Below are 21,813 nucleotides of genomic sequence, written 5' to 3'. Positions count from 1 at the left end.
ATCGAACAGCTAGCGAGCTACCTCAAGAACGACTCGACCTTCACCGGAATCCCCGGCGCCTGCCACCGATAGGACTCCGCCAGCACATCCCGCTCAGGCTGCTGCCCATTCCATCGGATGTTGAGCAGATCCATCAAGGTCCACCCCGTCCAGTCCGCACGAAACGGCTGCAGCGCCGCATCCTGCGGCAGCGGCTGCCGGTTGCGCCACACCACGGCGGGAATGCGATAGCCCGAGGCCGTCGACGGGCTATGCCCCGCGCGGTCGCTCACATGCCCCACCTCCTGCCCGTGGTCCGACAAATACATCCACGCGCGGTGCTCCCCCTGCTTGCCCGGTGCACGCGTCTGCTGCAGCAACTCCGAAACCACGAAGTCGTGATACAGCAACGCCGCGTCGTACTCCTGCCGGAAGCGCCGCACCCAGGCCGAGCGGCCGTCCTTCACCAAGCCGTTTTCCACCGCATCGACGTTGTCGTCGAAGGGGTTGGCATTCTCGGGAAAGCGCAGGCTGTAGTGCGGGTGCGCGCCCATCAGGTGGACGACGATGAGCTTGCGCTCGGTGCTGGTGTCTGCCAATGCTTCCTGCACGCAATCGAGGATCTCGCCGTCGAGTGAAGCACTCGCGCGGCCCGGCGTGCGGTTGACCATGTCGACCACGTCGGCGAGGCGGGCGTGCTGCTGTTCGATGGCGAGGTCGTCGTGGTTGCTGATCCACCAGACCTTGTAGCCGGCGGCGCGGGCCAGTGCCAGCACGTGCGGCGGGTTCTCGGCCTCGGGCAGGCCGAAGTGGAACATGTTGCGCAGCGCGGGCAGGGTGCTGGCGTCCACCGACCACGCGTTCTTCAGCACCGCCATCTGGTCGCCGGTCTGCGCCTTGTGCGCCAGCAGGCGCGGCGTGGTGGGGCGGCCGTAGCCGTAGAGCGCCATGTTGTCGCGGTTGATGCTGTCGGTGATGACCAGCACCACGGTGGAGGGCCCGGCCTGTGTCATCACCGGCGCGATTGCCTTGGCCTGCGCCATCAGGCGGTCGCGCTGCTTCTGCTGGTCGGCCCAGGCGGAGCGCAGCGTGTGGAGGGAGTCGAACCACTGCGTCCAGAAGATCGCGGGATGCAGCCTGCGCCACGGCTTGCTCGCATAGGCCACGCAGGAGAGCAGGAGCAGCAGTGCGATCAGCGCCACGATCCATCGCGATGGGCGGGCGGATGCGGCATTGGCCACCGCGCCGCGCCGTGCGAACATGCCCACGAGCACGCCCGCCACGATCAACGCGGCACCCCACACTGCGGCCGAGCGCCAGTGCATCCACAGGTATTCGGTGCCTTCGCGCGCATTGGTGTTGGCCGCGGCGCCAAGCACCATCGCCCCGTCGGGCGCGGCCTGGTAGGTGTCGAGCAGATAGGCGCGCACAGCGCCGTCGAGCGCGAAACCCATGGCCCAGAGCCACACCAGCACGGTGCGAACGCGCCGCATGCGCGCGCTGCGCAACGGCCACGCGAGCCACAGCACCATCGGCATGGCGAGCACCGCGAGCTGCGCCATGCGGCGCCCGTCATGGCCCAGCGCGATGAGCGCCAGCAGCGTCGCGCCGATCACGCCGCAGGCGAGCAGCGCGTTGCGCGACTGGGAAGTCTCTTGGGGCGGGGTGGTCAAGCGTGCGGCGCGGCGAGTCGGAGGGGCGGGCGAATTCTGCCCCGGGGCTCGCGCGGCAGCCCCGAGTGCCCCGATGGCGGCGAGGCCCTTTGGCCAGCCGGTGCACTCAGGGATATCCCCGCGGAACTTATCTGGCGGCAGGTGCCCAGACGGGCTCTTCCGCAACTCCCCCGAAAGGACCCCCCGCTCCATGCTCAGATTCAGCCGACTGCCCGCGCTCCTGCTCGCCTTCGCTCTTTCGTGGATCGCACTGCCGTCCGCGAACGCCGCCCAGACACAGATGGTCAGCGTCGCCGTCAAGACGCTGAACATGCGCACCGGCCCTGGCCAGCGCTACGAGACGCACTGGACAGTCAGCAAGGGCTACCCGTTCCGCGTGATCGGCAGGAAGGGCGATTGGCTCAAGGTGAGCGACTTCGAGGGCGACAAGGCCTGGGTCTTCCGTCCGATGACGAACAAGACGCCGCACCACGTGGTGAAGGCCCAGTCGGCCAACCTGCGCCGCGCGCCCGGCGCGCGCAGCCCGGTCGTGAAGAAGGCCGGCTACGGTGACGTGCTGCGCACCATCGAGCGGCGCGGCAACTGGCTCAAGGTGCAGCATGAAGGCGGCGCTACCGGCTGGGTGCAGCGCAGCCTTGTCTGGGGCTGGTAGGAGGGCTCAGGTCGCCGTGGCCTGCCGCACGGCGCGCTCCCAGCGCGCCATCGATTCCTCTGCCTGCGCCCGGCCCATCGTCGGCATGAAGCGCCGCTCGATCTTCCACAGCTTCGACAGCTGCCGCGCGTCGGTGTAGACGCCGGTTGAAAGGCCCGCGAGGTATGCGGCGCCCAGCGCGGTGGTCTCGATGACTTCGGGTCGCACCACCGGAATGCCCAGCAGGTCGGCCTGGAACTGCATCAGCAGGTCGTTCACGCTAGCGCCGCCGTCCACGCGCAGTTCCGCAACGGGCTTGCCGCCGGCCGCCACCGCGTCGCGGCTCATGGCCTGCAGCAGCGCGGCGCTCTGGTAGGCGATGCTTTCCAGCGCGGCGCGCGCGATGTGCGCCACGGTGGTCCCGCGCGTGAGGCCAGTGATCGTGCCGCGCGCGTCGGCGTCCCAGTAGGGCGCGCCGAGGCCGGTGAAGGCCGGCACCATCATCACGCCGCCCGCGTCGGGCACGCTCTCGGCGAGCGATTGCACCTCTGCGCTGCCCTTGATGGCCTTGAGCCCGTCGCGCAGCCACTGCACCACGGCACCGCCCACGAACACGCTGCCTTCCATCGCGTACTGCGGCTTCGCGTCGGTCTGCGCGGCGCTGGTCACGAGCAGGCCGTTGTGCGAGGGTTGGAACTCGCCCCCCGTGTGCATCAGCAGGAAGCAGCCGGTGCCATAAGTGTTCTTGGCCATGCCGGCCTCGAAACAGGCCTGCCCGAAGAGGGCGCTCTGCTGGTCGCCGGCCACCCCGCCGATGGGCAGCGCGTGGCCCAGCAGGGCAGCGTCGGTGTCGGCGAAGTGCGAGCTCGAGGGCTGCACTTTCGGCATCAGCGAGGCCGGAATGTCGAGCGCCTTCAGCAGGTCGGCGTCCCACTCGTTGGTGTGCACGTTGAAGAGCATGGTGCGCGAGGCGTTGCTCACGTCGGTCACGTGCACCTTGCCGCCGGTGAGCTGCCACATGAGCCAGCTGTCGACGGTGCCGAAGGCGAGCTCGCCACGTGCGGCCTGCTCGCGCGCCCCCGGCACGTTGTCGAGAAGCCAGCGCAGCTTGGTGCCGGAGAAGTACGCGTCGATGACGAGGCCGGTCTTCTCGCGGATGGTGTCGGTCATGCCTTCGTCGCGAAGCTGCGCGCACAGCGGCTCGGCGCGGCGGTCCTGCCAGACGATGGCGTGGTGCACCGGCTGGCCCGTCTTGCGGTTCCACAGCACGGTGGTCTCGCGCTGGTTGGTGATGCCGATGGCGTGGATGTCGGCGGGCTGCAGCTTCGCCTTCACGAGCACCTCGCGCGCAGTGGCGAGTTGGCTGCGCCAGATTTCCATGGGGTCGTGCTCGACCCAGCCCGGCTGCGGGTAGATCTGCGTGAGCTCCTTCTGCGCGATGGCGACGATGTGGCCTTCGCGGTCGAACACGATGCTGCGCGAGCTGGAGGTGCCCTGGTCGAGGGCGAGCAGGTAGGTGGTCATGCGATCGGTATTCCTTCTTTTCAGTTCTCGCGCGCGATCTCCAGGCGCACCTGGGCGGCGTGCAGCAGGTCGCTGAAGGGCGCAGGCGGCTCAGCGTCGGTGAAGAGGCGGTCGATCTGCGAGAGCGTGCCCAGCTGGATCATCGCCGGCCGGTTGAACTTGCTCGCGTCGGCCGCCAGCCACACCTCGCGCGCCTGCGCGATGATGGTCTGCGCCACCTTCACCTCGCGCAGGTCGAAGTCGCGCAGCGAGCCATCGGCCTCGATGCTCGACACGCCGATCAGCGCAATGTCGACCTTGAACTGGCGGATGAAGTCGATGGTGGCCTCGCCCACGATGGCGCGGTCGCGCGGGCGCACCGAGCCGCCCGCCACGATCACCTCGCACGAGGTGTTGCCGCTCAGGATGGTGGCCACGTTCAGGTTGTTGGTGATCACGCGCAGGCCCGTGTGGCGCAGCAGCGCCTTGGCGATGGCCTCGGTGGTGGTGCCGATGTTGAGGATCAGCGAGCAGTCGTTGGGCACCAGCTGCGCCACGCGGCGGGCGATTCGCGCCTTGCCTTCGGCGTGCAGCGTCTCGCGCTGCTGGTAGCCGATGTTCTCCGTGGTCGAGCTGGGTACCCGCACGCCGCCGTGGAAGCGGGTGAGGAGCCCCTCGTCGGCCAGCCGCTGCACGTCGCGGCGCACCGTCTGCAGGGTCACGCCGAGCATGTCGGCCAGTTGCTCGACGGTGACGGACCCGCGCGCGCGCACGGTGTCCAGGAGATTGATCTGTCGGGGGTTGGAGTTCACGGGGGCGTCGTGGAATGCAGGAAGACTGAGGCCAAGAGTACTCGGCGCGCCACTTTAAAGCGAACAAAAACGAATCGCCCTAAGGGAAAACTCGGAGGAAAATCGCGCCAAAAGGAATCCAAATGAAAAAACTCGAAAATACAATGGCCGCCGTCAGTGACGAAAGTCACGCTTCAACGGACCCATCTTCTGTGAGCGCTATCTCTTCCGGTTCGCCCGCGCCAGCCACCGACTGCGACGTCCTGATCGTCGGCGGCGGCATCAACGGCTGCGGCATCGCGCGCGACCTCGCCGGCCGCGGCTGGCGGGTGGTGCTGTGCGAAAAGGACGATCTCGCCTCGCACACCTCGTCTTCCTCCACCAAGCTGATCCACGGCGGGCTGCGCTACCTCGAGTACTACGAGTTCTCGCTGGTGCGCAAGGCGCTGCAGGAGCGCGAAGTGCTGCTCAAGAGCGCGCCGCACATCATGTGGCCGCTGCGCTTCGTGATGCCGCACGACCCGTCGATGCGCCCGGCCTGGATGATCCGCATCGGCCTGTTCATGTACGACCACCTCGCCCGCCGCGAGGTGCTGCCGGGTTCGCGCAGCGTCGACCTGCGCGCGCATGCGGCCGGCAAGCCGCTGAAGGCGCAGTACAAGCGCGGCTTCATCTACTCCGACGGCTGGGTCGACGACGCGCGCCTCGTGGTGCTCAACGCCCTCGATGCGCAGGCGCGCGGCGCCGAGATCCTGACCCGCACGCGCTGCGTGAACGCCCAGCGCGACGCCGACGGCTGGACGGCCACGCTGCTGGGCGCCGACGGCGACAAGCGCACGCTGCGCGCCCGCGCGGTGGTCAATGCCGCGGGGCCGTGGGCCGAGTCCTTCCTGCGCGGCGTGGCCCGGTCGGCCAAGGGCGAGGCCCTGGCCACCAAGAGCCTGCGGCTCGTGAAGGGCAGCCACATCGTGGTGCCGCGCCTCTTCGAGCACGACCACGCCTACATCTTCCAGAACCCCGACAAGCGGATCATCTTCGCCATTCCCTACCAGGACGAGTTCACGCTGATCGGCACCACCGACATCGAACTCACCGGCGACGACCCCGGCGCCGCGCGCATCGCGCAGGAGGAGGTCGAGTACCTCTGCACCCAGGCCAGCCGCTATTTCGAGAAGGCCATCGCGCCGTCCGACGTGGTGTGGACCTACTCGGGCGTGCGCCCGCTGCTGGACGACGACTCGGGCGACCCCTCGGCCGTCACGCGCGACTACATGCTGGAGTCGAACACCACCGCCGCGCCGCTGCTGTCGGTGTGGGGCGGCAAGATCACCACCTTCCGCAAGCTGGCCGAGGACGCGGCCGACGAGGTCGGCAGGATGCTGGGCCAGTCCGCCGGACAGCGCCCGGCCTGGACCGACGGCGCCTTCCTCGCGGGCGGCGACCTGTCGGCCTGGATCGGCGCCGCGAAACGGCCCGACGACGACTTCGAGCGTTTCGTCGCCGCCGTGCAGGCCAGGTACACATGGCTGGGCGGCCATCTCGCGCGTCGCCTCGCGAGGGCCTACGGCGCGCGCATCGCCGACCTGGTGGGCGACGCGAAGTCGATGGCCGACCTGGGGCCGGAGGTCGCACCGGGCCTGCACGAGCGCGAACTGCGCTTCCTGCAGGACCACGAATGGGCCGTGAGCGCGGAAGACGTGCTCTGGCGGCGCTCCAAGCTGGGGCTGCACTACACGCCCGAGCAGCGCGAGCAGGTCGCGCGCTGGCTGCAGCAGCAGCAACAACCCCGCGCCAGCGACAACTAGGCCCGGACACAAGGGAAGAGAAGAGGAAGAGCGCCAATGCAATTGACACTCGAGCGCGTCACCAAGAAGGTGGGAGCGCAGACATGGCTCTACGAGCAGAGCATCGCGCCGAAGAGCGGCGCGGTCACCGTGCTCCTGGGCGCCACGCAGGCCGGCAAGACCAGCCTGATGCGGCTGATGGCGGGGCTGGACACGCCGACCACCGGCAAGGTGCTGGTCGACGGCAAGGACGTGACCGGCATGCCGGTGCGCGAGCGCAACGTCGCGATGGTCTACCAGCAGTTCATCAACTACCCGTCGCTCAAGGTGGCGGACAACATCGCCTCGCCGTTGAAGCTGCGCGGCGAATCGAACATCGATGCGCGGGTGAAGGCGCTGGCCGACAAGCTGCACATCGGCATGTTCCTCGACCGCTATCCGCAGGAGCTCTCGGGCGGCCAGCAGCAGCGCGTGGCGCTGGCGCGCGCGCTCGCCAAGAACGCGCCGCTGATGCTGCTCGACGAGCCGCTGGTCAACCTCGACTACAAGCTGCGCGAAGGCCTGCGCGAGGAACTCACGCAGCTCTTCGCCACCGGCGACTCGACCGTGATCTACGCGACCACCGAGCCGGGCGAGGCCCTGCTGCTCGGCGGCTACACCGCGGTGATGGATGCCGGCGAGCTGCTGCAGTACGGCCCGACGGCCGAGGTGTTTCATGCGCCGCAGTCGCTGCGCGTGGCGCGCGCCTTCAGCGATCCGCCGATGAACCTGCTGCCCGGCACGGCCACCGCCGGGCGGGTGCAGCTGGCCGGCGGCCCGACGCTGGCGTTGCCCCTGCCTGAAAGCGTTTCGGGCCCCGTCACTGTCGGCCTGCGCGCGAGCGCTCTGAACGTCGACGCGGGGGAGGGCGACATCGCCTTGCCGGGCAAGGTGGAGCTGGCCGAGATCTCGGGCTCCGACACCTTCGTGCACGTGGAAACCGCGGTCGGCGAACTGGTCGCGCAGCTCACCGGCGTGCACCGCTTCGAGCTGGGCGCCTCGCTCACGCTGTACTTCAGCGCGTCGCAGGCCTATGTGTTCGACGCCGGCGAAAAGCTGGCGCTGGCGCCCGCATGGCGCAAAGGAGACTGAGATGGCACGCATCGATCTCGACCTGGCTCATGCCTACCGCCCCAATCCCACGCAGGACAGCGACTACGCGCTGCTCCCGCTGAAGATGAGCTTCCGCGACGGCGGCGCATACGCCTTGCTCGGCCCCTCGGGCTGCGGCAAGACGACCATGCTGAACATCATCTCGGGCCTGCTCGTGCCTTCGCAGGGCACGGTTGCCTTCGACGGCCGCGACATGACGCGCGCCACGCCGCAGGAACGCAACATCGCGCAGGTGTTCCAGTTTCCGGTGATCTACGACACCATGACCGTGGCCGAGAACCTCGCGTTCCCGCTGCGCAACCGCAAGGTGCCGGCCGACCAGATCAGGAAGCGCGTCGGCGAGATCGCCGAGATGCTCGACATGAGCGGCCAGCTCAACCAGCGCGCCGCCGGCCTCGCCGCAGACGCCAAGCAGAAGATCTCGCTCGGTCGCGGCCTGGTGCGCAGCGACGTGTCGGCGGTGCTCTTCGACGAGCCGCTCACCGTGATCGACCCGCACCTGAAGTGGCAGCTGCGCCGCAAGCTCAAGCAGATCCACCGCGAACTGAAGCTCACGCTGATCTACGTGACGCACGACCAGGTCGAGGCGCTCACCTTCGCCGAGGAGGTTGTGGTGATGACGCGCGGCAAGGCCGTGCAGGTGGGCAGCGCCGACGCGCTCTTCGAGCGGCCGGCCCACACCTTCGTCGGGCATTTCATCGGCTCGCCGGGCATGAACTTCCTGTCGGCGCAGAGCGGCAACGGCACCATCGAAGTGGCTGGAACGCCGCTGGTGCCCACGCGCGAACTGCCGCAGGGGCCGCTGAAGATCGGCATCCGCCCCGAGTACCTGCGCCTGTCGAACGCGGGCGCGGCCGGTGCCGTCCCCGCGGTTGCGAAACAGGTGCAGGACGTGGGCACGCACGTGATGCTGACGGTGGAGGCCGGCGGCAGCCTGCTGAAGGTGCGGCTGCATTCGGACGACCGCCCGCCGGCGGTGGGAGACACGGTGTGGGTGCGGGTGCTCGATACCCACACCTGCTATTACAAGGACGAGGAACTGGTGGCATGAACGCAACCAACAAACCGATCAACCAGAAAGCCTGGTGGCTCGTGCTGCCGGTGCTGATCTGCGTGGCCTTCTCGGCCATCGTGCCGCTCATGACGGTGGTCAACTACTCGGTGCAGGACATCATCTCGCCCGAGCGCCGCGTGTTCGTGGGCACCGAATGGTTCGCCGCGGTGATGCGCGACGACGAGCTGCACCAGGCGCTGTGGCGCCAGCTGGGCTTCTCGCTGTCGGTGCTGCTGGTCGAGATTCCGCTGGGCATCGGCCTGGCGCTGTCGATGCCGGCCAAGGGCTGGAAGTCGTCCGCCGTGCTGGTGGTGGTGGCGCTGTCGCTGCTGATTCCCTGGAACGTGGTGGGCACCATCTGGCAGATCTACGGCCGCGCCGACATCGGCCTGCTGGGCCACGCGCTGCAGAAGCTGGGCATCGACTACAACTACACCGGCAGCGCCACCGACGCGTGGCTCACGGTGCTGGTGATGGACGTGTGGCACTGGACGCCGCTGGTGGCACTGCTTTGCTATGCGGGCCTGCGCTCCATTCCCGACGCCTACTACCAGGCCGCGCGCATCGATGGCGCGAGCAAGTTCGCGGTGTTCCGCTACATCCAGCTGCCCAAGATGCGCGGCGTGCTCATGATCGCGGTGCTGCTGCGCTTCATGGACAGCTTCATGATCTACACCGAGCCCTTCGTGCTGACGGGCGGCGGGCCGGGCAACGCCACCACCTTCCTGAGCCAGTACCTCACGCAGAAGGCCGTGGGCCAGTTCGACCTGGGGCCGGCGGCGGCGTTCTCGCTGATCTATTTCCTGATCATCCTGCTGTTCTGCTTCGTGCTCTACAACTGGATGCAGCGGGTCGGCACGCAGGAAGCGGAGGTGGAGAAATGAACGAGAAGAGATTTCACAAGCGCAGCATCTTCCTGCTGCTGTACATCCTGTTCGCGCTGTTGCCCATCTACTGGATGATCAACATGAGCTTCAAGACGAACGAGGAGATTCTCTCGAGCTTCTCGTTCTTCCCGCAGCAGCTTACCTGGTCGAACTACGCGCGCATCTTCACCGACGAGTCGTGGTACTCGGGCTACATCAACAGCCTGATCTACGTGGCCATCAACACGGTGATCTCGCTCACCGTGGCGCTGCCGGCGGCCTATGCGTTCTCGCGCTATTCGTTCCTGGGCGACAAGCACGTCTTCTTCTGGCTGCTGACCAACCGCATGACGCCGCCCGCGGTCTTCCTGCTGCCGTTCTTCCAGCTCTACAGCACGGTCGGCCTGATGGACACGCACCTCGGCGTGGCGCTCGCGCACCTGCTGTTCAACGTGCCGCTGGCGGTGTGGATCCTGGAAGGCTTCATGAGCGGCATTCCGCGCGAGATCGACGAGACGGCGTACATCGATGGCTACTCGTTCCCGCGCTTCTTCCTCACGATCTTCCTGCCGCTCATCAAGGCCGGCGTGGGCGTGGCGGCGTTCTTCTGCTTCATGTTCAGCTGGGTCGAGCTGCTGCTGGCGCGCACGCTCACCAGCGTGAACGCCAAGCCCATCGTGGCGACCATGACGCGCACCGTGAGCGCGTCGGGCATGGACTGGGCGACGCTGGCCGCGGCCGGCGTGCTCACCATCGTGCCGGGCGCCATCGTGATCTGGTTCGTGCGTCACTACATCGCGAAGGGTTTCGCGATGGGTCGTGTTTGAGGAGGCACGGAAATGTTCGATTGGATGGTCTGGACCACCCCGGTGGCCGTGTTCTTCATCTGCATCGCGCTCATGCTGGTCGGCATGACGATATGGGAGTTCAAGTCGCCCACCACGCTGCGGCGCGGCTGGCTGCCCATGGCCACCACGCGCGGCGACAGGCTCTTCATCGGGCTGTTGTCGGCGGCCTACGTGAACCTGGTCTTCGTCGGCCTGGCGGGCAAGTTCCAGGAGTGGTTCAGCCTCGAGGCCGAGCCCTCGGTCTGGATCAGCTTCGTGCTGTCGATGGGCCTGCTCGCGCTGGTGATGCGCAAGGGCTGAGCGGGAGCCGCTCGCTTCTTCTTTCCTTCTTCCAAAAGCGTTCCGGCTCTCCGCCTCCCCGGAGCCGTGATCGGACACAACACCGGGGAAGCAACAACCGAGGAGACAGTTCCATGAAGATGCGCTACACGGCACTGGCACTTGCAGCGGCGATGTTCGCCGCGCATGGCGCCGCAACGGCCGGCGAGGCCGAAGCCAAAAAGTGGATCGACAGCGAGTTCCAGCCATCGACCTTGTCCAAGGACAAGCAGATGGACGAGATGAAGTGGTTCATCGAGGCAGCCAAGAAGCTGCAGGCCAAGGGCGTGAAGGAGATTTCCGTCGTCTCCGAGACCCTGACCACCCACGAGTACGAATCGAAGACGCTGGCCAAGGCCTTCGAGGAAATCACCGGCATCAAGGTCAAGCACGACCTGATCCAGGAAGGCGACGTCGTCGAGAAGCTGCAGACCTCGATGCAGTCGGGCAAGTCGATCTACGACGGCTGGGTGTCCGACTCCGACCTGATCGGCACGCACTACCGCTACGGCAAGATCATGTCGCTGACCGAGTACATGGGCGGCGCGGGCAAGGAGTTCACCAACCCCGGCCTCGACCTGAAGGACTTCATCGGCACCAGCTTCACCACCGCGCCCGACGGCCAGCTCTACCAGCTGCCCGACCAGCAGTTCGCCAACCTGTACTGGTTCCGCGCCGACCTGTTCGCGCGCAAGGACCTGCAGGACAAGTTCAAGGCCAAGTACGGCTACGACCTGGGCGTGCCGCTGAACTGGAGCGCGTACGAAGACATCGCCGAGTTCTTCAGCACCGACGTGAAGACCATCGACGGCAAGCCGATCTACGGCCACATGGACTACGGCAAGAAGGACCCGTCGCTGGGCTGGCGCTTCACCGACGCATGGCTGTCGATGGCCGGCGCAGCCGACAAGGGCATTCCCAACGGCATGCCGATCGACGAATGGGGCATCCGCGTGGCGGCCGACAAGTGCACGCCCACCGGTGCTTCCGTGGCCCGTGGCGGCGCGACCAATTCGCCGGCCGCCGTGTACGCGCTCACCAAGTACATCGACTGGATGAAGAAGTACGCGCCCAAGGAAGCCATGGGCATGACCTTCGGCGAATCCGGCCCGGTGCCCGCGCAGGGCCAGATCGCCCAGCAGATCTTCTGGTACACGGCCTTCACCGCCGACATGACCAAGAAGGGCCTGCCGGTCGTGAACGAAGACGGTTCGCCCAAGTGGCGTATGGCCCCCGGCCCGAACGGCCCATACTGGAAGCAGGGCATGCAGAACGGCTACCAGGACGTGGGCTCGTGGACCTTCTTCAAGGGCCACGACGCCAACAAGACGGCAGCGGCATGGCTCTACGCGCAGTTCATCACCGCCAAGACCACTTCGCTGAAGAAGTCGATCACCGGCCTGACCTTCATCCGCGACAGCGACATCCGCTCGGACTACTTCACGCAGAACGCCAACAAGTACGGCGGCCTGATCGAGTTCTACCGCAGCCCCGCGCGCGTGGCCTGGACCCCGACCGGCACCAACGTGCCCGACTACCCCAAGCTCGCGCAGCTGTGGTGGAAGAACGTGGCCGAGGCCGTCACGGGCGAGAAGACGCCGCAGAAGGCCATGGACAACCTGGCCGACGAGATGGACAACGTGATGGCCCGCCTGGAACGCGCCGGCATGGCCAAGTGCGCGCCCAAGCTCAACCCGAAGGGCGACCCGGCCAAGTACCTGAGCGACGACCACGCACCGTGGAAGAAGCTGGCCAACGAGAAGCCGAAGGGCGAGACCATCGACTACAACAAGCTGCTGACCGCCTGGAAGGAAGGCAAGGTTCGCTGAGCCCGGCTCGCGACCCCAGCATCAGCAACGGAAGGGCCGTGCCGCGAGGCGCGGCCTTTTTTTGTGCTCGTTTTTCCGCATTGCCGGCCGTTTGCTGCCATTTGACCGCTTCGAACGTCTGATTGCCGCGACGCCATGACCATTGGCAGATGCGCTCGCCCGAGGCTTCGCTTACATTCGACGGCCCCCGAAATGCCCCAGCCAGTGAATTCCAGCCTTTCCAGCCCTTCCAACGCGTCTTCGAGCGTCAAGCGTGTCCTTGTCCTGCGCTATTCGCAGTCCGGCCAGCTCGACGAGGTCGCCGACCGGATCGTCGCGCCGCTGAAGGCGGACCCGGCCATACAGGTGCACGAGGAAGTACTGCGCCCGCTGAAGCCGTACCCCTTTCCCTGGCCCTTCCTGACGTTCTTCGACGCCTTCCCGGAGTCGGCCCACATGAAGCCGCAGCCGCTGGCACCGCTCTCGCTGACGGGCGAGGAAGACTTCGATCTCGTCGTGCTGCCGTACCAGGTGTGGTTCCTGGCACCGTCGCAGCCGGTGGCCGCCTTCCTCAAGCACCCGGTGGCGGCGCGGCTGCTAAAGGGCAAGCCGGTGGTCACGGTCATCGCGTGCCGCAACATGTGGCTGCTGGCGCAGGAAAAGCTCAAGGGCATGCTCGACGACGTGGGCGCGCGGCTGATCGACAACGTGGTGCTCACCGACCCCGGCCCCACACTCGCCACCTTCTTCACCACGCCGGCCTGGCTGATCTGGGGCCGCAAGCGCGGCTTCTGGGGCATGCCCGACGCCGGGCTCAGTACCGACCAGATCGCGGGTACGGCCCGCTTCGGCCGGGCCCTGCGCGATGCCCTGCACAAGGACCTGGAGCGCGGCTCGCAGCCGCTGCTGGCCGGCCTCGGCGCGGTGCAGGCCAACGCCAGGCTGCTCATCAGCGAGAAGGCCGGCACGCGCAGCTTCTACCTCTGGGGCAAGCTCATCATGGCAGCCGGCGGGCCCGGCGCATGGCAGCGCAAGCCGCTGCTGTTGTTGTACGTGTTGTTTCTGCTGGTACTGATCATTACGGTGGTGCCCGTGAGCCTGAGCCTGCAGGCGCTTCTGCGACCTCTGTTCAGAGGGTGGCTGACTAGAATGACGGCCAAATTCGAGTGCCCGTCGGGCTCAGCCACGGACCGCACCCCTCTCTATGACGACTGATGTCTTCCTGACCCGTACCGCCGCTTTCCTGCCCTTTTCCCCGGTCAGCAATGAAGACATCGAAGACGTCCTCGGTCGCATCGGCGGCAAGGCGTCCCGCGCGCGGCGGCTGATCCTTCGCAGCAACGGCATCCAGTCGCGCCACTACGCCATCGACCGCGCCACCGGCGAGCTGGCGATGACCAACGCCCAGCTCACCGCCAGCGCCATCCGCGCGCTGGGCGACGTGGGGCAGGTCGACTGCCTCGTCACCGGCACCTCGCTGCCCGACCAGCTCATGCCCAACCACGCGGTGATGGTGCACGGCGAGCTCGGCTGGCCGCGCCTGGAAGTGGTGGCCTGCGCCGGCATCTGCCTGGCCGGCGCCGCGGCGATGAAGCACGCATGGCTCTCGGTGCGCGCGGGCGATGCGCGCCGCGCGGTGGCCACTGGTTCTGAGCTTGCCTCGGCCGTGATGCGCGGCTCGCGCTTCGAGGCCGAGTTCGAGCACAAGCTCGACGCGCTGGAGGCGCGGCCCGAGCTGGCCTTCGAGAAGGACTTCCTGCGCTGGATGCTCTCCGACGGCGCGGGCGCCGTGCTGCTGGAGAACGCGCCGCGCGGGCCGCTGTCGCTGCGCATCGACTGGATCGATCTTTCTTCTGCCGCGCACGAGCTGCCGGCCTGCATGTACGCCGGCGCCGAGAAGAACGCCGAAGGCGGCCTCGACGGCTGGGCGCGCAAGTCGCCCGACGAGTGGCGCAGCGAATCGACCTTTGCGGTGAAGCAGGACGTGCGCCTGCTGAACGAGAACATCGTGCGCGCCACGCTGGCCGAGCCGCTGGCGCAGGTCATCGAGCGCAGGGGGCTCAAGCCGTCAGACGTCGACTGGTTCCTGCCGCACCTCTCGTCGCAGTACTTCGTGGAGCCGGTGAGCCGCAGCCTCGAGGAACTGGGCTTTCCGATTCCGCGCGAGCGCTGGTTCAGCAACCTCGCGACCAAGGGCAACACGGGCTCGGCGTCGCCGTACATCATGCTCGACGAACTGTTCCGCTCGGGCCGCATCAAGCCCGGCCAGAAGCTGCTGATGTTCGTGCCCGAGAGCGGCCGCTTCTCCAGCGGCTTCATCTACATGGAGGCGGTGTAGCCATGGACCTCGATGCAGTGCCGCAGGAGGGCAATGCGACCCTCGACGGCCATTCCAAGCTGATGTACGCGCGCGATGCGCAGGGCCGCGTGGTCACCACCACCTCGCGCGGCTGGGAGGCGGAAGAGATCGTCACCAGCCACGCGGTCGACGTGCTGGTCGAGCAGGCCCGCGCCGCGAAGGAGCGCGTGAAGGCGGGGCAGGCGTCGCCGCTCGAATACTGGATGTACGAGCGCCGCATGGACGTGGCGCTGCTCTCGCAGACCAGCGGCTTCTGGCAGTGGCGCGTGCGGCGCCACCTGCAGCCGCGCCACTTCGCCGCGCTTTCTTCGGCGCAGCTCGCACGCTACGGCGAAGCGCTGGGCCTGCCCGTTTCCACCTTGCAGGGGCTGCCGTGAACTTCCAGCATCAACAGGCGGCGCATTGCGAAAGCGGCGTCATCTCCAGCCTCATGCGCCACCACGGCGCGCCGATGAGCGAGAGCATGGCGCTGGGGCTTTCGTCCGCGCTCTCGTTCGCGTACCTGCCATTCATCAAGCTGTCGGGCCTGCCGCTCATTTCGTACCGCATGCCGCCCAAGGCCATCATCAAGGGCCTGCTGGCGCCGATGGCCGCGCGATTCCGCTTCGAGACCTTCGGCAGCGCCGAGGCCGGGCAGAAGCGGCTCGATGCGCTGCTGGCCGACGGCAAGCTGGTGGGGCTGCAGACATCGGTGTACTGGCTGCCGTACTTCCCGCCGAACATGCGCTTCCACTTCAATGCGCACAACCTGCTGGTGTACGGCAAGGACGGCGACGACTACCTCATCAGCGACCCGGTGTTCGAGGAACCCGTGCGCTGCCCGAGCAGCGACCTCGCGCGCGCCCGCTTCGCCAAGGGCGTGCTGGCGCCCAAGGGGCTCATGTACTACCCCCAGGCCATCGAGCGCAAGGCGGTGGACGCGGCCTCGGTGGTCAAGGCCATCCGCAAGACGGTGCGCACCATGCTCGCGCCCATTCCCATCGTCGGCGTGCGCGGAATGCGCACGCTGGCCGCGCGCATGCAGAAGCTGTCCCCGGCCGATCCGCGCAGCGTCGACTTCATCGGCCACGTGGTGCGCATGCAGGAAGAAATCGGCACGGGCGGGGCGGGCTTCCGCTTCATCTACGCGGGCTTCCTGCAGGAAGCCGCGCAGCTGCTCGACAAGCCGCAGCTGCAGCAGATGTCCGAGCGGCTCATCGCCATCGGCGACGGCTGGCGCGCCTTCGCGCTCAAGGCCGCACGCATGGTGAAGGGGCGCGAGGCGGTCGACCCGGCCGCGCTGGCGGCGAAGCTGCGCGAGCAGGCGCAGCAAGAGGAAAACTTCTTTCGCGACCTGAAGGCCGCCGTCGCCTGATGCTCGAGCTGCGCCAGCTCAGCTACCGCTACCCGCATGCGGACAAGCCCGCGTTGGCCGACGTATCGCTCGCCGTGCCCAAGGGCTGCGTGCTCGGCTTGCTGGGACCGAATGGCGCGGGCAAGACCACGCTGATCTCGCACTTGTCGGGCGCGCTGGCCGTGCAGTCGGGCGAGATCCGCATCGACGGCGAGCCGCTGAAGGCGGTGCGCGTGAAGACGCCCACCCGCATCGCCGTCGCGCCGCAGGAGCATGCCTTCTATCCGATGCTGACCGTGGCGGAGAACCTCGCGGTGTTCGCCGCGGCCGGTGGGCTCGTGGGCACGCGCAGGAAGCAGCGCATCGAGGCATGCACGCAGTTCGCGCAACTGGAGCAGTTTTCGGACGTGCGCGCCGAGCGGCTCTCGGGCGGCCTCAAGCGCCGGCTCAACCTGGCCATCGCCTTGCTGCCCGAACCGGAGCTGATGCTGTTCGACGAGCCCACCGTGGGCGTCGATCCGCAATCGCGCGCCTTCATCCTCGATGCCATCAAGAGCCTTGCGCAGCAGGGCGCGGCGGTGATCTACGCCTCGCACTACATGGAAGAGATCGAGGCCATCGCCGACCGCGTCGTCATCCTCGACCGCGGCCATGTGCTGCGCGAAGGCTCGCTCGACGAGTTGTTGTCGAAGAGCGCGATGCTGCTCACGCTGGCGGCCGACGGGCTCGATGCCGAAATGCTCTCGCGCTTCGGCACGGTGGAGCAGGGCGGCGTGCACTGGCGCGTTCACCTCGATTCCGGCATCGGACCGGCTCCAGTTTTGGCCGAGCTCGAAGCGGCGGGCATCGAGGTGCGGCATGCCGAATTCGGCCGTCACGACCTCGAGCAGCTCTTCATGGCACTCACCCATCGCTCGCTGCGCGACTGAACCGAAGCCCACCATGTTGCTCGCGCTCATCAGGAAAGAACTGATCGCCCTCACGCGCGACATGCACGGCCTTGCCGCGCTGTTCCTGATGCCGATGGTCTTCATCGTGCTGATGTCGCTCACGCTGAAGGACATCTACCGTCCGCCGCTGGCCGAGCTGAGCTATGCCGTCGACATGCGCGACACCGCGACGCCCGCGCAGTGGCTCAAGCAGCTCTGGCAGCGCGGCCACGGCGCGCCGCAGCCGCTGGGCGCCGACTGGCAGGAGCGGCTGCGCAACGGTTCGCTGAAGTACGTGATCGTGATGGAGCCGGGTCTTTCGGAAGAGCTGGAGTCGGCTGCGCTCTCGACCGAGGCGCGCATCCGGCTGCTGACCGAGCCGGGCATCGACGCCAATCTGTTCAATGCATTGCGCGCCGAACTCGTCGGCGCATCGGGCGAACTCAAGGCGCGCCTCGCGCTGGCGGTGCCCGGTACCGCGGGGCCGGCGCCGGACGCATCCATCCAGGCGATGGTGAGCGCCGAGCGTTTCTCCACCGCCGGCCCCCGGCCCACCTCGGTGCAGCAGAACGTGCCGGCCTGGCTGGTGTTCGGCATGTTCTTCGTGGTGGCCTCGCTCTCCAGCCTGTTCGTGCAGGAGCGCAGCTCGGGCGCGCTCGGCCGTCTGCAGAGCCTGGGTGTGTCGCGCGGCATGCTGCTGGCGTCGAAGGCGCTGCCGTACCTCGGCGTGAACGCGCTGCAGGCGGTGCTGATGCTGGCGGCCGGTATCTGGTTCATGCCGCTGATCGGTGGCGATGCGCTGTCGCTCGCGGGCATCCACTGGGGCGCCTTGCTGCTGTCGCTGGCGGCGGTGAGCCTCGCCGCCGTGAGCCTGTCGCTCGCGCTGGCCTGCGTGGTGCGCAGCCATGCGCAGGCCGCCACCATCGGGCCGATGGTCAATGTGCTGATGGCCGCGGCGGGCGGCATCATGGTGCCCAAGTTCGTCATGCCGGGCTTCATGCAGCGGCTGGTCGAGATCTCCCCGATGAACTGGGGGCTGGAGGCGCTGCTGACCGTGTTGCTGCGCGGCGGTGGCATGGCCGACACCCTGCCGCAGGTCGGCCGGCTGGTCGCTTTTGCGGCGCTGATGTTCGTCCTGGCCGTTTTTCTGTTTCGCAGGCGCGCATCGTGAGCATCACCGTCACCCCTGAATTCATCGCCAGCCTCAAGGCCATGGTGCTCGAAGCCGTCGAGAAGGGCGAGCCGCCAGGCGGCCTGGGCGACGACGAGCCGCTGTTCGGCCCCGAGGCCCGGCTCGACCTCGACTCGCTCGACGCCCTGCAGGTGTCGATGACCATCCAGCAGCGCTTCGGCGTGCGCATGCCCGACAGCAAGGAAACGCGCCGGGCCCTGACTTCCGTCGCCCACCTCGCTGAGCACCTCGCGCAAGCGGGCAAGGCATGAACGGTGTCTACCTGGCCGGCATGGGGCTGGCCTGTGCGCTCGGCGACGACATGCGCTCCGCGCTCGCCTCGTTGCGGCGCGGGGGCGTGGCGTCGACGCCGGTGGTCGTGGCGGACGGCATCAGCTGGCCGGTCCATACGCTGGCGCCGAAGGAGGGCGACTGGACGCAGCGCCTGCGCGACACGGTGCGCGGCGTGGTCGCGCAGACGGGCGACTGGGGCACGCGCACCGCGCCGCTCTTCGTGGCTTCGTCCTCGCTCGACATCGGTTTCATGGAGCACGAGAAGCAGGACCTGCGCCTCGGCGGCGACCTGCAGGACTTCGCCGGCATCGTGGCTGCCGCGCTCGATTGGCAAGGGCCGGTGTTCACCGTGTCCACCGCCTGCACCTCGGCGCTGAATGCGGTGCTGGCTGCCGCCGACCTGATCCGCGCCGGAGAGGCCGAAGAAGCGCTGGTGATCGGCGCAGAGATGGGCAACCGCTTCACGGTGGCCGGCTTCGGCGCGATGCAGCTGCTGGCGCCGGACAGCGCCCGGCCCTTCGGCGAGGGGCGCAACGGGCTGGTGCTCGGCGAAGCCGTGGCTGCGCTGCGGCTGGGCTCGCGCCCAGCACGCTGGCAGGTTGCGGGTGGCGCCAATGTTGTCGACGGGCGAAATCCTTCAGGCACCGAGGCCACCGCGGTGCACGCGATGTGCCGCGGCGCGCTGGAGCAGGGCGGCCTGCAGCCGGCTGACATCGATCTCATCAAGGTGCAGGCCGCCGGCAGTCCGGTCAACGACGCCATCGAGGCCGAGGCGCTGAAGCAGGTGTTCGACCCGCTGCCTCCGCTGGTGTCGCTCAAGCCGGCGCTCGGTCACACGCTGGGCGCGTCGGGGGCGGCAGAGCTGGCCCTGTTGGTCGGATGCATCGAGGGCGCCGTGTGGCCGTCCGTCGACTATCCGCTGGATGCCTCGCTCGGCGTCGAGCTGAGCACGCAGGCGCCGCCAAGGCTGCGCAACATCCTGCTGAACTTCGCCGGCTTCGGCGGGGGGCATGCCTCGCTGGTGCTCAGGGACACGGGACCATGACCGCCTGGCGCACCGTTGCCCATTTCGTCGCCCATCCGCCGCCCGCCGACTGGCGCGAGGACCTGGCGCGCCGCATCGGCCGCAAGCCGCGCCGTGTCGGCCTGTGGACCGAGCTCGCGATGCATGGCGCGCGCTGCTGCGTCGATGCGGCTGGAGAGGCTGCCTTGCCAGCCGGCGCGCGCATCCGGGTCTCCAGTCAGCGTGGAGCGTGGGGCGCCACGCATGCCGGACTGGCCCAGCTCGATGCCGGCCTGCCGATGCCCTTCACCTTCATGCAGAGCCAGCCCGCGCTGATGCTGGCCGAGGTCGGTCGCTGCCTCGAGTGGCAGGGCGATGCGAGCTTTGCGCTGTGCCGCGATCCGGCGCGCGTGCTTCAGCTCGCGAAGCTGGGCGCCTCGCGCTACGGGCTGCTGTTCGGCATCGTGGAAGAGGAGCGCAACGGCGAACCGGCGCGTTCCGAGTGGTGGCGGCTGGTGCCAGGCTGAAGCCTCAGCCGGAGATGGAGCGCTGGAGGTTGGCGCGCGCCCGTGCCTCGAGTTGCGCGTGCATGCGCGGCGTGGCGTAGATGGCTTCGCGGTCCAGGAAGCGCTGAAGGATCGCCCGGCGGCGCGGCAGCCGCACCTCATCGGGAACAAAAGCGTATTCGGCCTGCACCTGCCGCTCGTATTCGTCGAAGCGCGCGCGCTCGGCGCCGAGGATCGACAGGTCGATGTCGATCAGCAGTTCGGCATCGCGTCCTTCGGGCACTGCGTCGTGGCGCGTGGCCATCACGAGCGCGTGGACGCGGTCGGCTGCTGCTGCGTCGACGCCCGCATCGAGCAGCGCCCGACGTGCCCAGTCCGCACTGCGCGCCTCGTTGTCGTGCGCATGCACGTCGTAGATCGCGTCATGGAACCACAGAGCGAGCGCGACTTCGCCCGGATGTCCGGCCAGCGCCTTTTCGCGCTCGAACCACGCAAGGCATTCGCCCAGGTGCTGCATCGTGTGGTAGTGGCGCTGCGGCTCGGCGTAGCAGCGCTGGAGTTCTTCGCACAACGCATTGCCGGGCGATGCGACGCCCAGCGCATGCCATGCTGCTGTCCAGTTCGCGTGCAGCGCCTCGGGCGTCACCTTGCCGCCTGTTGCTGCTGCTCCATCGCCGCCTTGACCTCCTGGCCCAGGTCGAGCACGGACATGGCGTAGTAGCTGCTCCAGTTGTAGCGCGTGATCACGTAGAAGTTGCGCGTGCCGGCCACGTAGGTCGGCGGCATGTCCAGGCCGTTCTGCAGCTCGATCAGCGCGAGCAGGCCCTTGTGGTTGATGCCGTCTCCCTCGGGCACCGCGCCGGCCGCCACGAAGCTGTCGGCGCTGAAGCTCGGCAGGATGTCGGGCGCCAGCAGCAGCGCCTTCTGCAGTCGCGCTTCCTCGAAATGCACCGGGTAGATGGCCGGCATGCCCGGCGTCCAGCCGAAGGACTTGAAGTAGTTGGCGACCGAGCCGATCACGTCGGCCGGGTTGTTGACGAGATCGATACGGCTGTCGCCGTCGAAGTCGACCGCGTACTTGGCGATGCTGCTGGGCATGAACTGCGGCATGCCCATGGCCCCGGCGTAGCTGCCCACGGGCACGAGCGGGTCTTCGGCGGTGCGGCTCTCGGTGCTCAGGAAGCTCTCGAGCTCGCCGCGGAAGAAGGCCCGGCGGTCGGCCGCGCGCGGATGTGCATCGGGAAAGTCGAAGGAGAGCGTGGCCAGTGCGTCGATCACGCGGAAGTTGCCCATGTTGCGGCCGTAGATGGTCTCCACGCCGATGATGCCGACGATGATTTCCGGCGGCACGCCGTACACCTGCTCGGCGCGTGCCAGCGTGTCGGCATTCGCGCGCCAGAAGCGCACGCCGGCCGCGATGCGCACCGGGTCGATGAAGCGGCCGCGGTAGGTCTGCCAGTTCTTCACCGTGCCCACGGGGCCCGGCAGCATGAGGCGCGGCACGTTGGGCAGGAAGCGCGCGCTGCCGATGGTGGCGCGCACCCATTCGCGATCGAGGCCGCGGCGCCCGGCCACGTCGTCGGCGAACTGCATCGCGTCGTCGCGCGTCGCGTAGGGCGTGCTGCCGCGTACCGGGCTGGACGCCCCGGTGCGGCCGTTGGAGGACTTCTGGGCCTGGGCCCCCGTGGACCATGCGAGGCAGCAGGCGGCGAGGAGGGCGGCGGCAGCGGCCGCCGTGGCGGTGCGCGAAGGCTTGGGAAGAAGGAATCGCATGGGCCCATTGTGCCGTCCGCCCGCGCGGCCCCTCTTCA

General features: G+C 68.0%; 22 protein-coding genes. 17 read left to right on the top strand and 5 right to left on the bottom strand.

The genetic code is table 11. From position 1 onward, the window contains the following. Positions 1-17: 17 nt before the first annotated feature. Positions 18-1,652, bottom strand: a complete 1,635-nt coding sequence (locus tag SFB74_RS20760) for a phosphoethanolamine transferase (protein ID WP_432726178.1) — start codon at positions 1,650-1,652, stop codon at positions 18-20. A 190-nt stretch (positions 1,653-1,842) separates the two neighbouring features. On the opposite strand from SFB74_RS20760, the gene SFB74_RS20755 reads away from it, so the two are divergent. Continuing rightward, positions 1,843-2,304, top strand: coding sequence for an SH3 domain-containing protein (locus SFB74_RS20755; RefSeq protein ID WP_432726177.1), 462 nt, complete (start codon positions 1,843-1,845; stop codon positions 2,302-2,304). Positions 2,305-2,310: 6 nt separating this feature from the next. Here the strand turns inward: SFB74_RS20755 and glpK are convergent, their stop codons facing one another. Continuing rightward, positions 2,311-3,807: a glycerol kinase GlpK gene (gene glpK, locus SFB74_RS20750; RefSeq protein ID WP_432726176.1), complete on the bottom strand. Its 1,497-nt coding sequence runs from the start codon at positions 3,805-3,807 to the stop codon at positions 2,311-2,313. A gap of 20 nt (positions 3,808-3,827) precedes the next feature. Beyond that, entirely contained in the window at positions 3,828-4,598 is a 771-nt protein-coding gene (locus tag SFB74_RS20745; RefSeq protein ID WP_432726175.1) for a DeoR/GlpR family DNA-binding transcription regulator, read from the bottom strand. 122 nt (positions 4,599-4,720) lie between these two features. Between SFB74_RS20745 and glpD the strand changes: the two genes are divergently transcribed. The 16 genes from glpD to SFB74_RS20665 all read left to right on the top strand — a co-directional run bounded on the left by glpD (position 4,721) and on the right by SFB74_RS20665 (position 20,023). Continuing rightward, positions 4,721-6,382 carry a glycerol-3-phosphate dehydrogenase gene (gene glpD / locus SFB74_RS20740; protein WP_432726174.1) on the top strand — a complete coding sequence of 554 codons (1,662 nt, stop codon included), beginning with the start codon at positions 4,721-4,723 and terminating at the stop codon, positions 6,380-6,382. 36 nt (positions 6,383-6,418) lie between these two features. Beyond that, the gene (locus tag SFB74_RS20735; protein ID WP_432726173.1) at positions 6,419-7,492 is read left to right on the top strand and encodes an ABC transporter ATP-binding protein; all 1,074 of its coding nucleotides are present in this window, start codon (positions 6,419-6,421) and stop codon (positions 7,490-7,492) included. Position 7,493: 1 nt separating this feature from the next. Next, a complete protein-coding gene (locus SFB74_RS20730) occupies positions 7,494-8,564 on the top strand; it encodes an ABC transporter ATP-binding protein (RefSeq protein ID WP_432726172.1) in 1,071 nt (356 codons plus the stop codon). Next, positions 8,561-9,451, top strand: a complete 891-nt coding sequence (locus tag SFB74_RS20725) for a carbohydrate ABC transporter permease (protein ID WP_432726171.1) — start codon at positions 8,561-8,563, stop codon at positions 9,449-9,451. Before SFB74_RS20730 ends, SFB74_RS20725 begins: the two co-directional genes overlap by 4 nt. After that, positions 9,448-10,260 (top strand): carbohydrate ABC transporter permease, encoded by an 813-nt coding sequence (locus tag SFB74_RS20720; protein WP_432726170.1) that lies wholly within the window; start codon positions 9,448-9,450, stop codon positions 10,258-10,260. The genes SFB74_RS20725 and SFB74_RS20720 overlap by 4 nt, the downstream gene beginning before the upstream one ends. A gap of 12 nt (positions 10,261-10,272) precedes the next feature. Further along, on the top strand, positions 10,273-10,581 hold the full coding sequence (locus SFB74_RS20715; protein WP_432726169.1) for a DUF2160 domain-containing protein: 309 nt from the start codon (positions 10,273-10,275) through the stop codon (positions 10,579-10,581). A gap of 113 nt (positions 10,582-10,694) precedes the next feature. Continuing rightward, a complete protein-coding gene (locus SFB74_RS20710) occupies positions 10,695-12,428 on the top strand; it encodes an ABC transporter substrate-binding protein (protein WP_432726168.1) in 1,734 nt (577 codons plus the stop codon). Between the two features lie 192 nt (positions 12,429-12,620). Then, positions 12,621-13,622, top strand: a complete 1,002-nt coding sequence (locus tag SFB74_RS20705; RefSeq protein WP_432726167.1) for a dialkylrecorsinol condensing enzyme — start codon at positions 12,621-12,623, stop codon at positions 13,620-13,622. Beyond that, on the top strand, positions 13,612-14,745 hold the full coding sequence (locus SFB74_RS20700) for a beta-ketoacyl-ACP synthase III (protein WP_432726165.1): 1,134 nt from the start codon (positions 13,612-13,614) through the stop codon (positions 14,743-14,745). The genes SFB74_RS20705 and SFB74_RS20700 overlap by 11 nt, the downstream gene beginning before the upstream one ends. A 2-nt stretch (positions 14,746-14,747) precedes the next feature. Then, positions 14,748-15,143, top strand: a complete 396-nt coding sequence (locus SFB74_RS20695) for a hypothetical protein (RefSeq protein WP_432726164.1) — start codon at positions 14,748-14,750, stop codon at positions 15,141-15,143. Further along, positions 15,140-16,120 carry a BtrH N-terminal domain-containing protein gene (locus SFB74_RS20690; protein WP_432726163.1) on the top strand — a complete coding sequence of 327 codons (981 nt, stop codon included), beginning with the start codon at positions 15,140-15,142 and terminating at the stop codon, positions 16,118-16,120. Before SFB74_RS20695 ends, SFB74_RS20690 begins: the two co-directional genes overlap by 4 nt. Then, entirely contained in the window at positions 16,120-17,028 is a 909-nt protein-coding gene (locus SFB74_RS20685) for an ABC transporter ATP-binding protein (RefSeq protein WP_432726162.1), read from the top strand. The genes SFB74_RS20690 and SFB74_RS20685 overlap by 1 nt, the downstream gene beginning before the upstream one ends. A gap of 13 nt (positions 17,029-17,041) precedes the next feature. Beyond that, positions 17,042-18,199, top strand: a complete 1,158-nt coding sequence (locus tag SFB74_RS20680; protein WP_432726160.1) for an ABC transporter permease — start codon at positions 17,042-17,044, stop codon at positions 18,197-18,199. After that, positions 18,196-18,471: an acyl carrier protein gene (locus tag SFB74_RS20675; protein WP_432726159.1), complete on the top strand. Its 276-nt coding sequence runs from the start codon at positions 18,196-18,198 to the stop codon at positions 18,469-18,471. Before SFB74_RS20680 ends, SFB74_RS20675 begins: the two co-directional genes overlap by 4 nt. Then, positions 18,468-19,538: a beta-ketoacyl synthase N-terminal-like domain-containing protein gene (locus tag SFB74_RS20670; RefSeq protein WP_432726158.1), complete on the top strand. Its 1,071-nt coding sequence runs from the start codon at positions 18,468-18,470 to the stop codon at positions 19,536-19,538. The genes SFB74_RS20675 and SFB74_RS20670 overlap by 4 nt, the downstream gene beginning before the upstream one ends. Then, the gene (locus tag SFB74_RS20665; RefSeq protein ID WP_432726156.1) at positions 19,535-20,023 is read left to right on the top strand and encodes a hypothetical protein; all 489 of its coding nucleotides are present in this window, start codon (positions 19,535-19,537) and stop codon (positions 20,021-20,023) included. Before SFB74_RS20670 ends, SFB74_RS20665 begins: the two co-directional genes overlap by 4 nt. A 4-nt stretch (positions 20,024-20,027) precedes the next feature. Here SFB74_RS20665 and SFB74_RS20660 read toward each other — a convergent pair whose 3' ends face one another. Together SFB74_RS20660 and mltB are read right to left on the bottom strand one after the other, a co-directional pair. After that, on the bottom strand, positions 20,028-20,648 hold the full coding sequence (locus tag SFB74_RS20660) for an HD domain-containing protein (RefSeq protein WP_432726155.1): 621 nt from the start codon (positions 20,646-20,648) through the stop codon (positions 20,028-20,030). Then, positions 20,645-21,775: a lytic murein transglycosylase B gene (mltB, locus tag SFB74_RS20655; RefSeq protein WP_432726154.1), complete on the bottom strand. Its 1,131-nt coding sequence runs from the start codon at positions 21,773-21,775 to the stop codon at positions 20,645-20,647. The genes SFB74_RS20660 and mltB overlap by 4 nt, the downstream gene beginning before the upstream one ends. Between the last annotated feature and the right edge of the window lie 38 nt (positions 21,776-21,813).

Source organism: Variovorax xiamenensis (assembly GCF_050916385.1).
Taxonomy (GTDB): domain Bacteria; phylum Pseudomonadota; class Gammaproteobacteria; order Burkholderiales; family Burkholderiaceae_C; genus Variovorax.
Note: the sequence above shows the minus strand (reverse complement) of the source record. Positions and strands in the feature narration are given on the sequence as shown.

What these genes read in the sequence shown, in the direction of transcription:
- SFB74_RS20680 (WP_432726160.1), top strand. Translation starts at nt 17,042, where the DNA reads ATGTTGCTCGCGCTCATCAGGAAAGAACTGATCGCCCTCACGCGCGAC.
- SFB74_RS20755 (WP_432726177.1), top strand. Translation starts at nt 1,843, where the DNA reads ATGCTCAGATTCAGCCGACTGCCCGCGCTCCTGCTCGCCTTCGCTCTT.
- SFB74_RS20715 (WP_432726169.1), top strand. Translation starts at nt 10,273, where the DNA reads ATGTTCGATTGGATGGTCTGGACCACCCCGGTGGCCGTGTTCTTCATC.
- SFB74_RS20710 (WP_432726168.1), top strand. Translation starts at nt 10,695, where the DNA reads ATGAAGATGCGCTACACGGCACTGGCACTTGCAGCGGCGATGTTCGCC.
- SFB74_RS20695 (WP_432726164.1), top strand. Translation starts at nt 14,748, where the DNA reads ATGGACCTCGATGCAGTGCCGCAGGAGGGCAATGCGACCCTCGACGGC.
- SFB74_RS20685 (WP_432726162.1), top strand. Translation starts at nt 16,120, where the DNA reads ATGCTCGAGCTGCGCCAGCTCAGCTACCGCTACCCGCATGCGGACAAG.
- SFB74_RS20665 (WP_432726156.1), top strand. Translation starts at nt 19,535, where the DNA reads ATGACCGCCTGGCGCACCGTTGCCCATTTCGTCGCCCATCCGCCGCCC.
- SFB74_RS20700 (WP_432726165.1), top strand. Translation starts at nt 13,612, where the DNA reads ATGACGACTGATGTCTTCCTGACCCGTACCGCCGCTTTCCTGCCCTTT.
- SFB74_RS20670 (WP_432726158.1), top strand. Translation starts at nt 18,468, where the DNA reads ATGAACGGTGTCTACCTGGCCGGCATGGGGCTGGCCTGTGCGCTCGGC.
- SFB74_RS20725 (WP_432726171.1), top strand. Translation starts at nt 8,561, where the DNA reads ATGAACGCAACCAACAAACCGATCAACCAGAAAGCCTGGTGGCTCGTG.
- SFB74_RS20720 (WP_432726170.1), top strand. Translation starts at nt 9,448, where the DNA reads ATGAACGAGAAGAGATTTCACAAGCGCAGCATCTTCCTGCTGCTGTAC.
- glpK (WP_432726176.1), bottom strand. Translation starts at nt 3,807, where the DNA reads ATGACCACCTACCTGCTCGCCCTCGACCAGGGCACCTCCAGCTCGCGC.
- SFB74_RS20730 (WP_432726172.1), top strand. Translation starts at nt 7,494, where the DNA reads ATGGCACGCATCGATCTCGACCTGGCTCATGCCTACCGCCCCAATCCC.
- glpD (WP_432726174.1), top strand. Translation starts at nt 4,721, where the DNA reads ATGAAAAAACTCGAAAATACAATGGCCGCCGTCAGTGACGAAAGTCAC.
- SFB74_RS20735 (WP_432726173.1), top strand. Translation starts at nt 6,419, where the DNA reads ATGCAATTGACACTCGAGCGCGTCACCAAGAAGGTGGGAGCGCAGACA.
- SFB74_RS20705 (WP_432726167.1), top strand. Translation starts at nt 12,621, where the DNA reads ATGCCCCAGCCAGTGAATTCCAGCCTTTCCAGCCCTTCCAACGCGTCT.
- mltB (WP_432726154.1), bottom strand. Translation starts at nt 21,775, where the DNA reads ATGCGATTCCTTCTTCCCAAGCCTTCGCGCACCGCCACGGCGGCCGCT.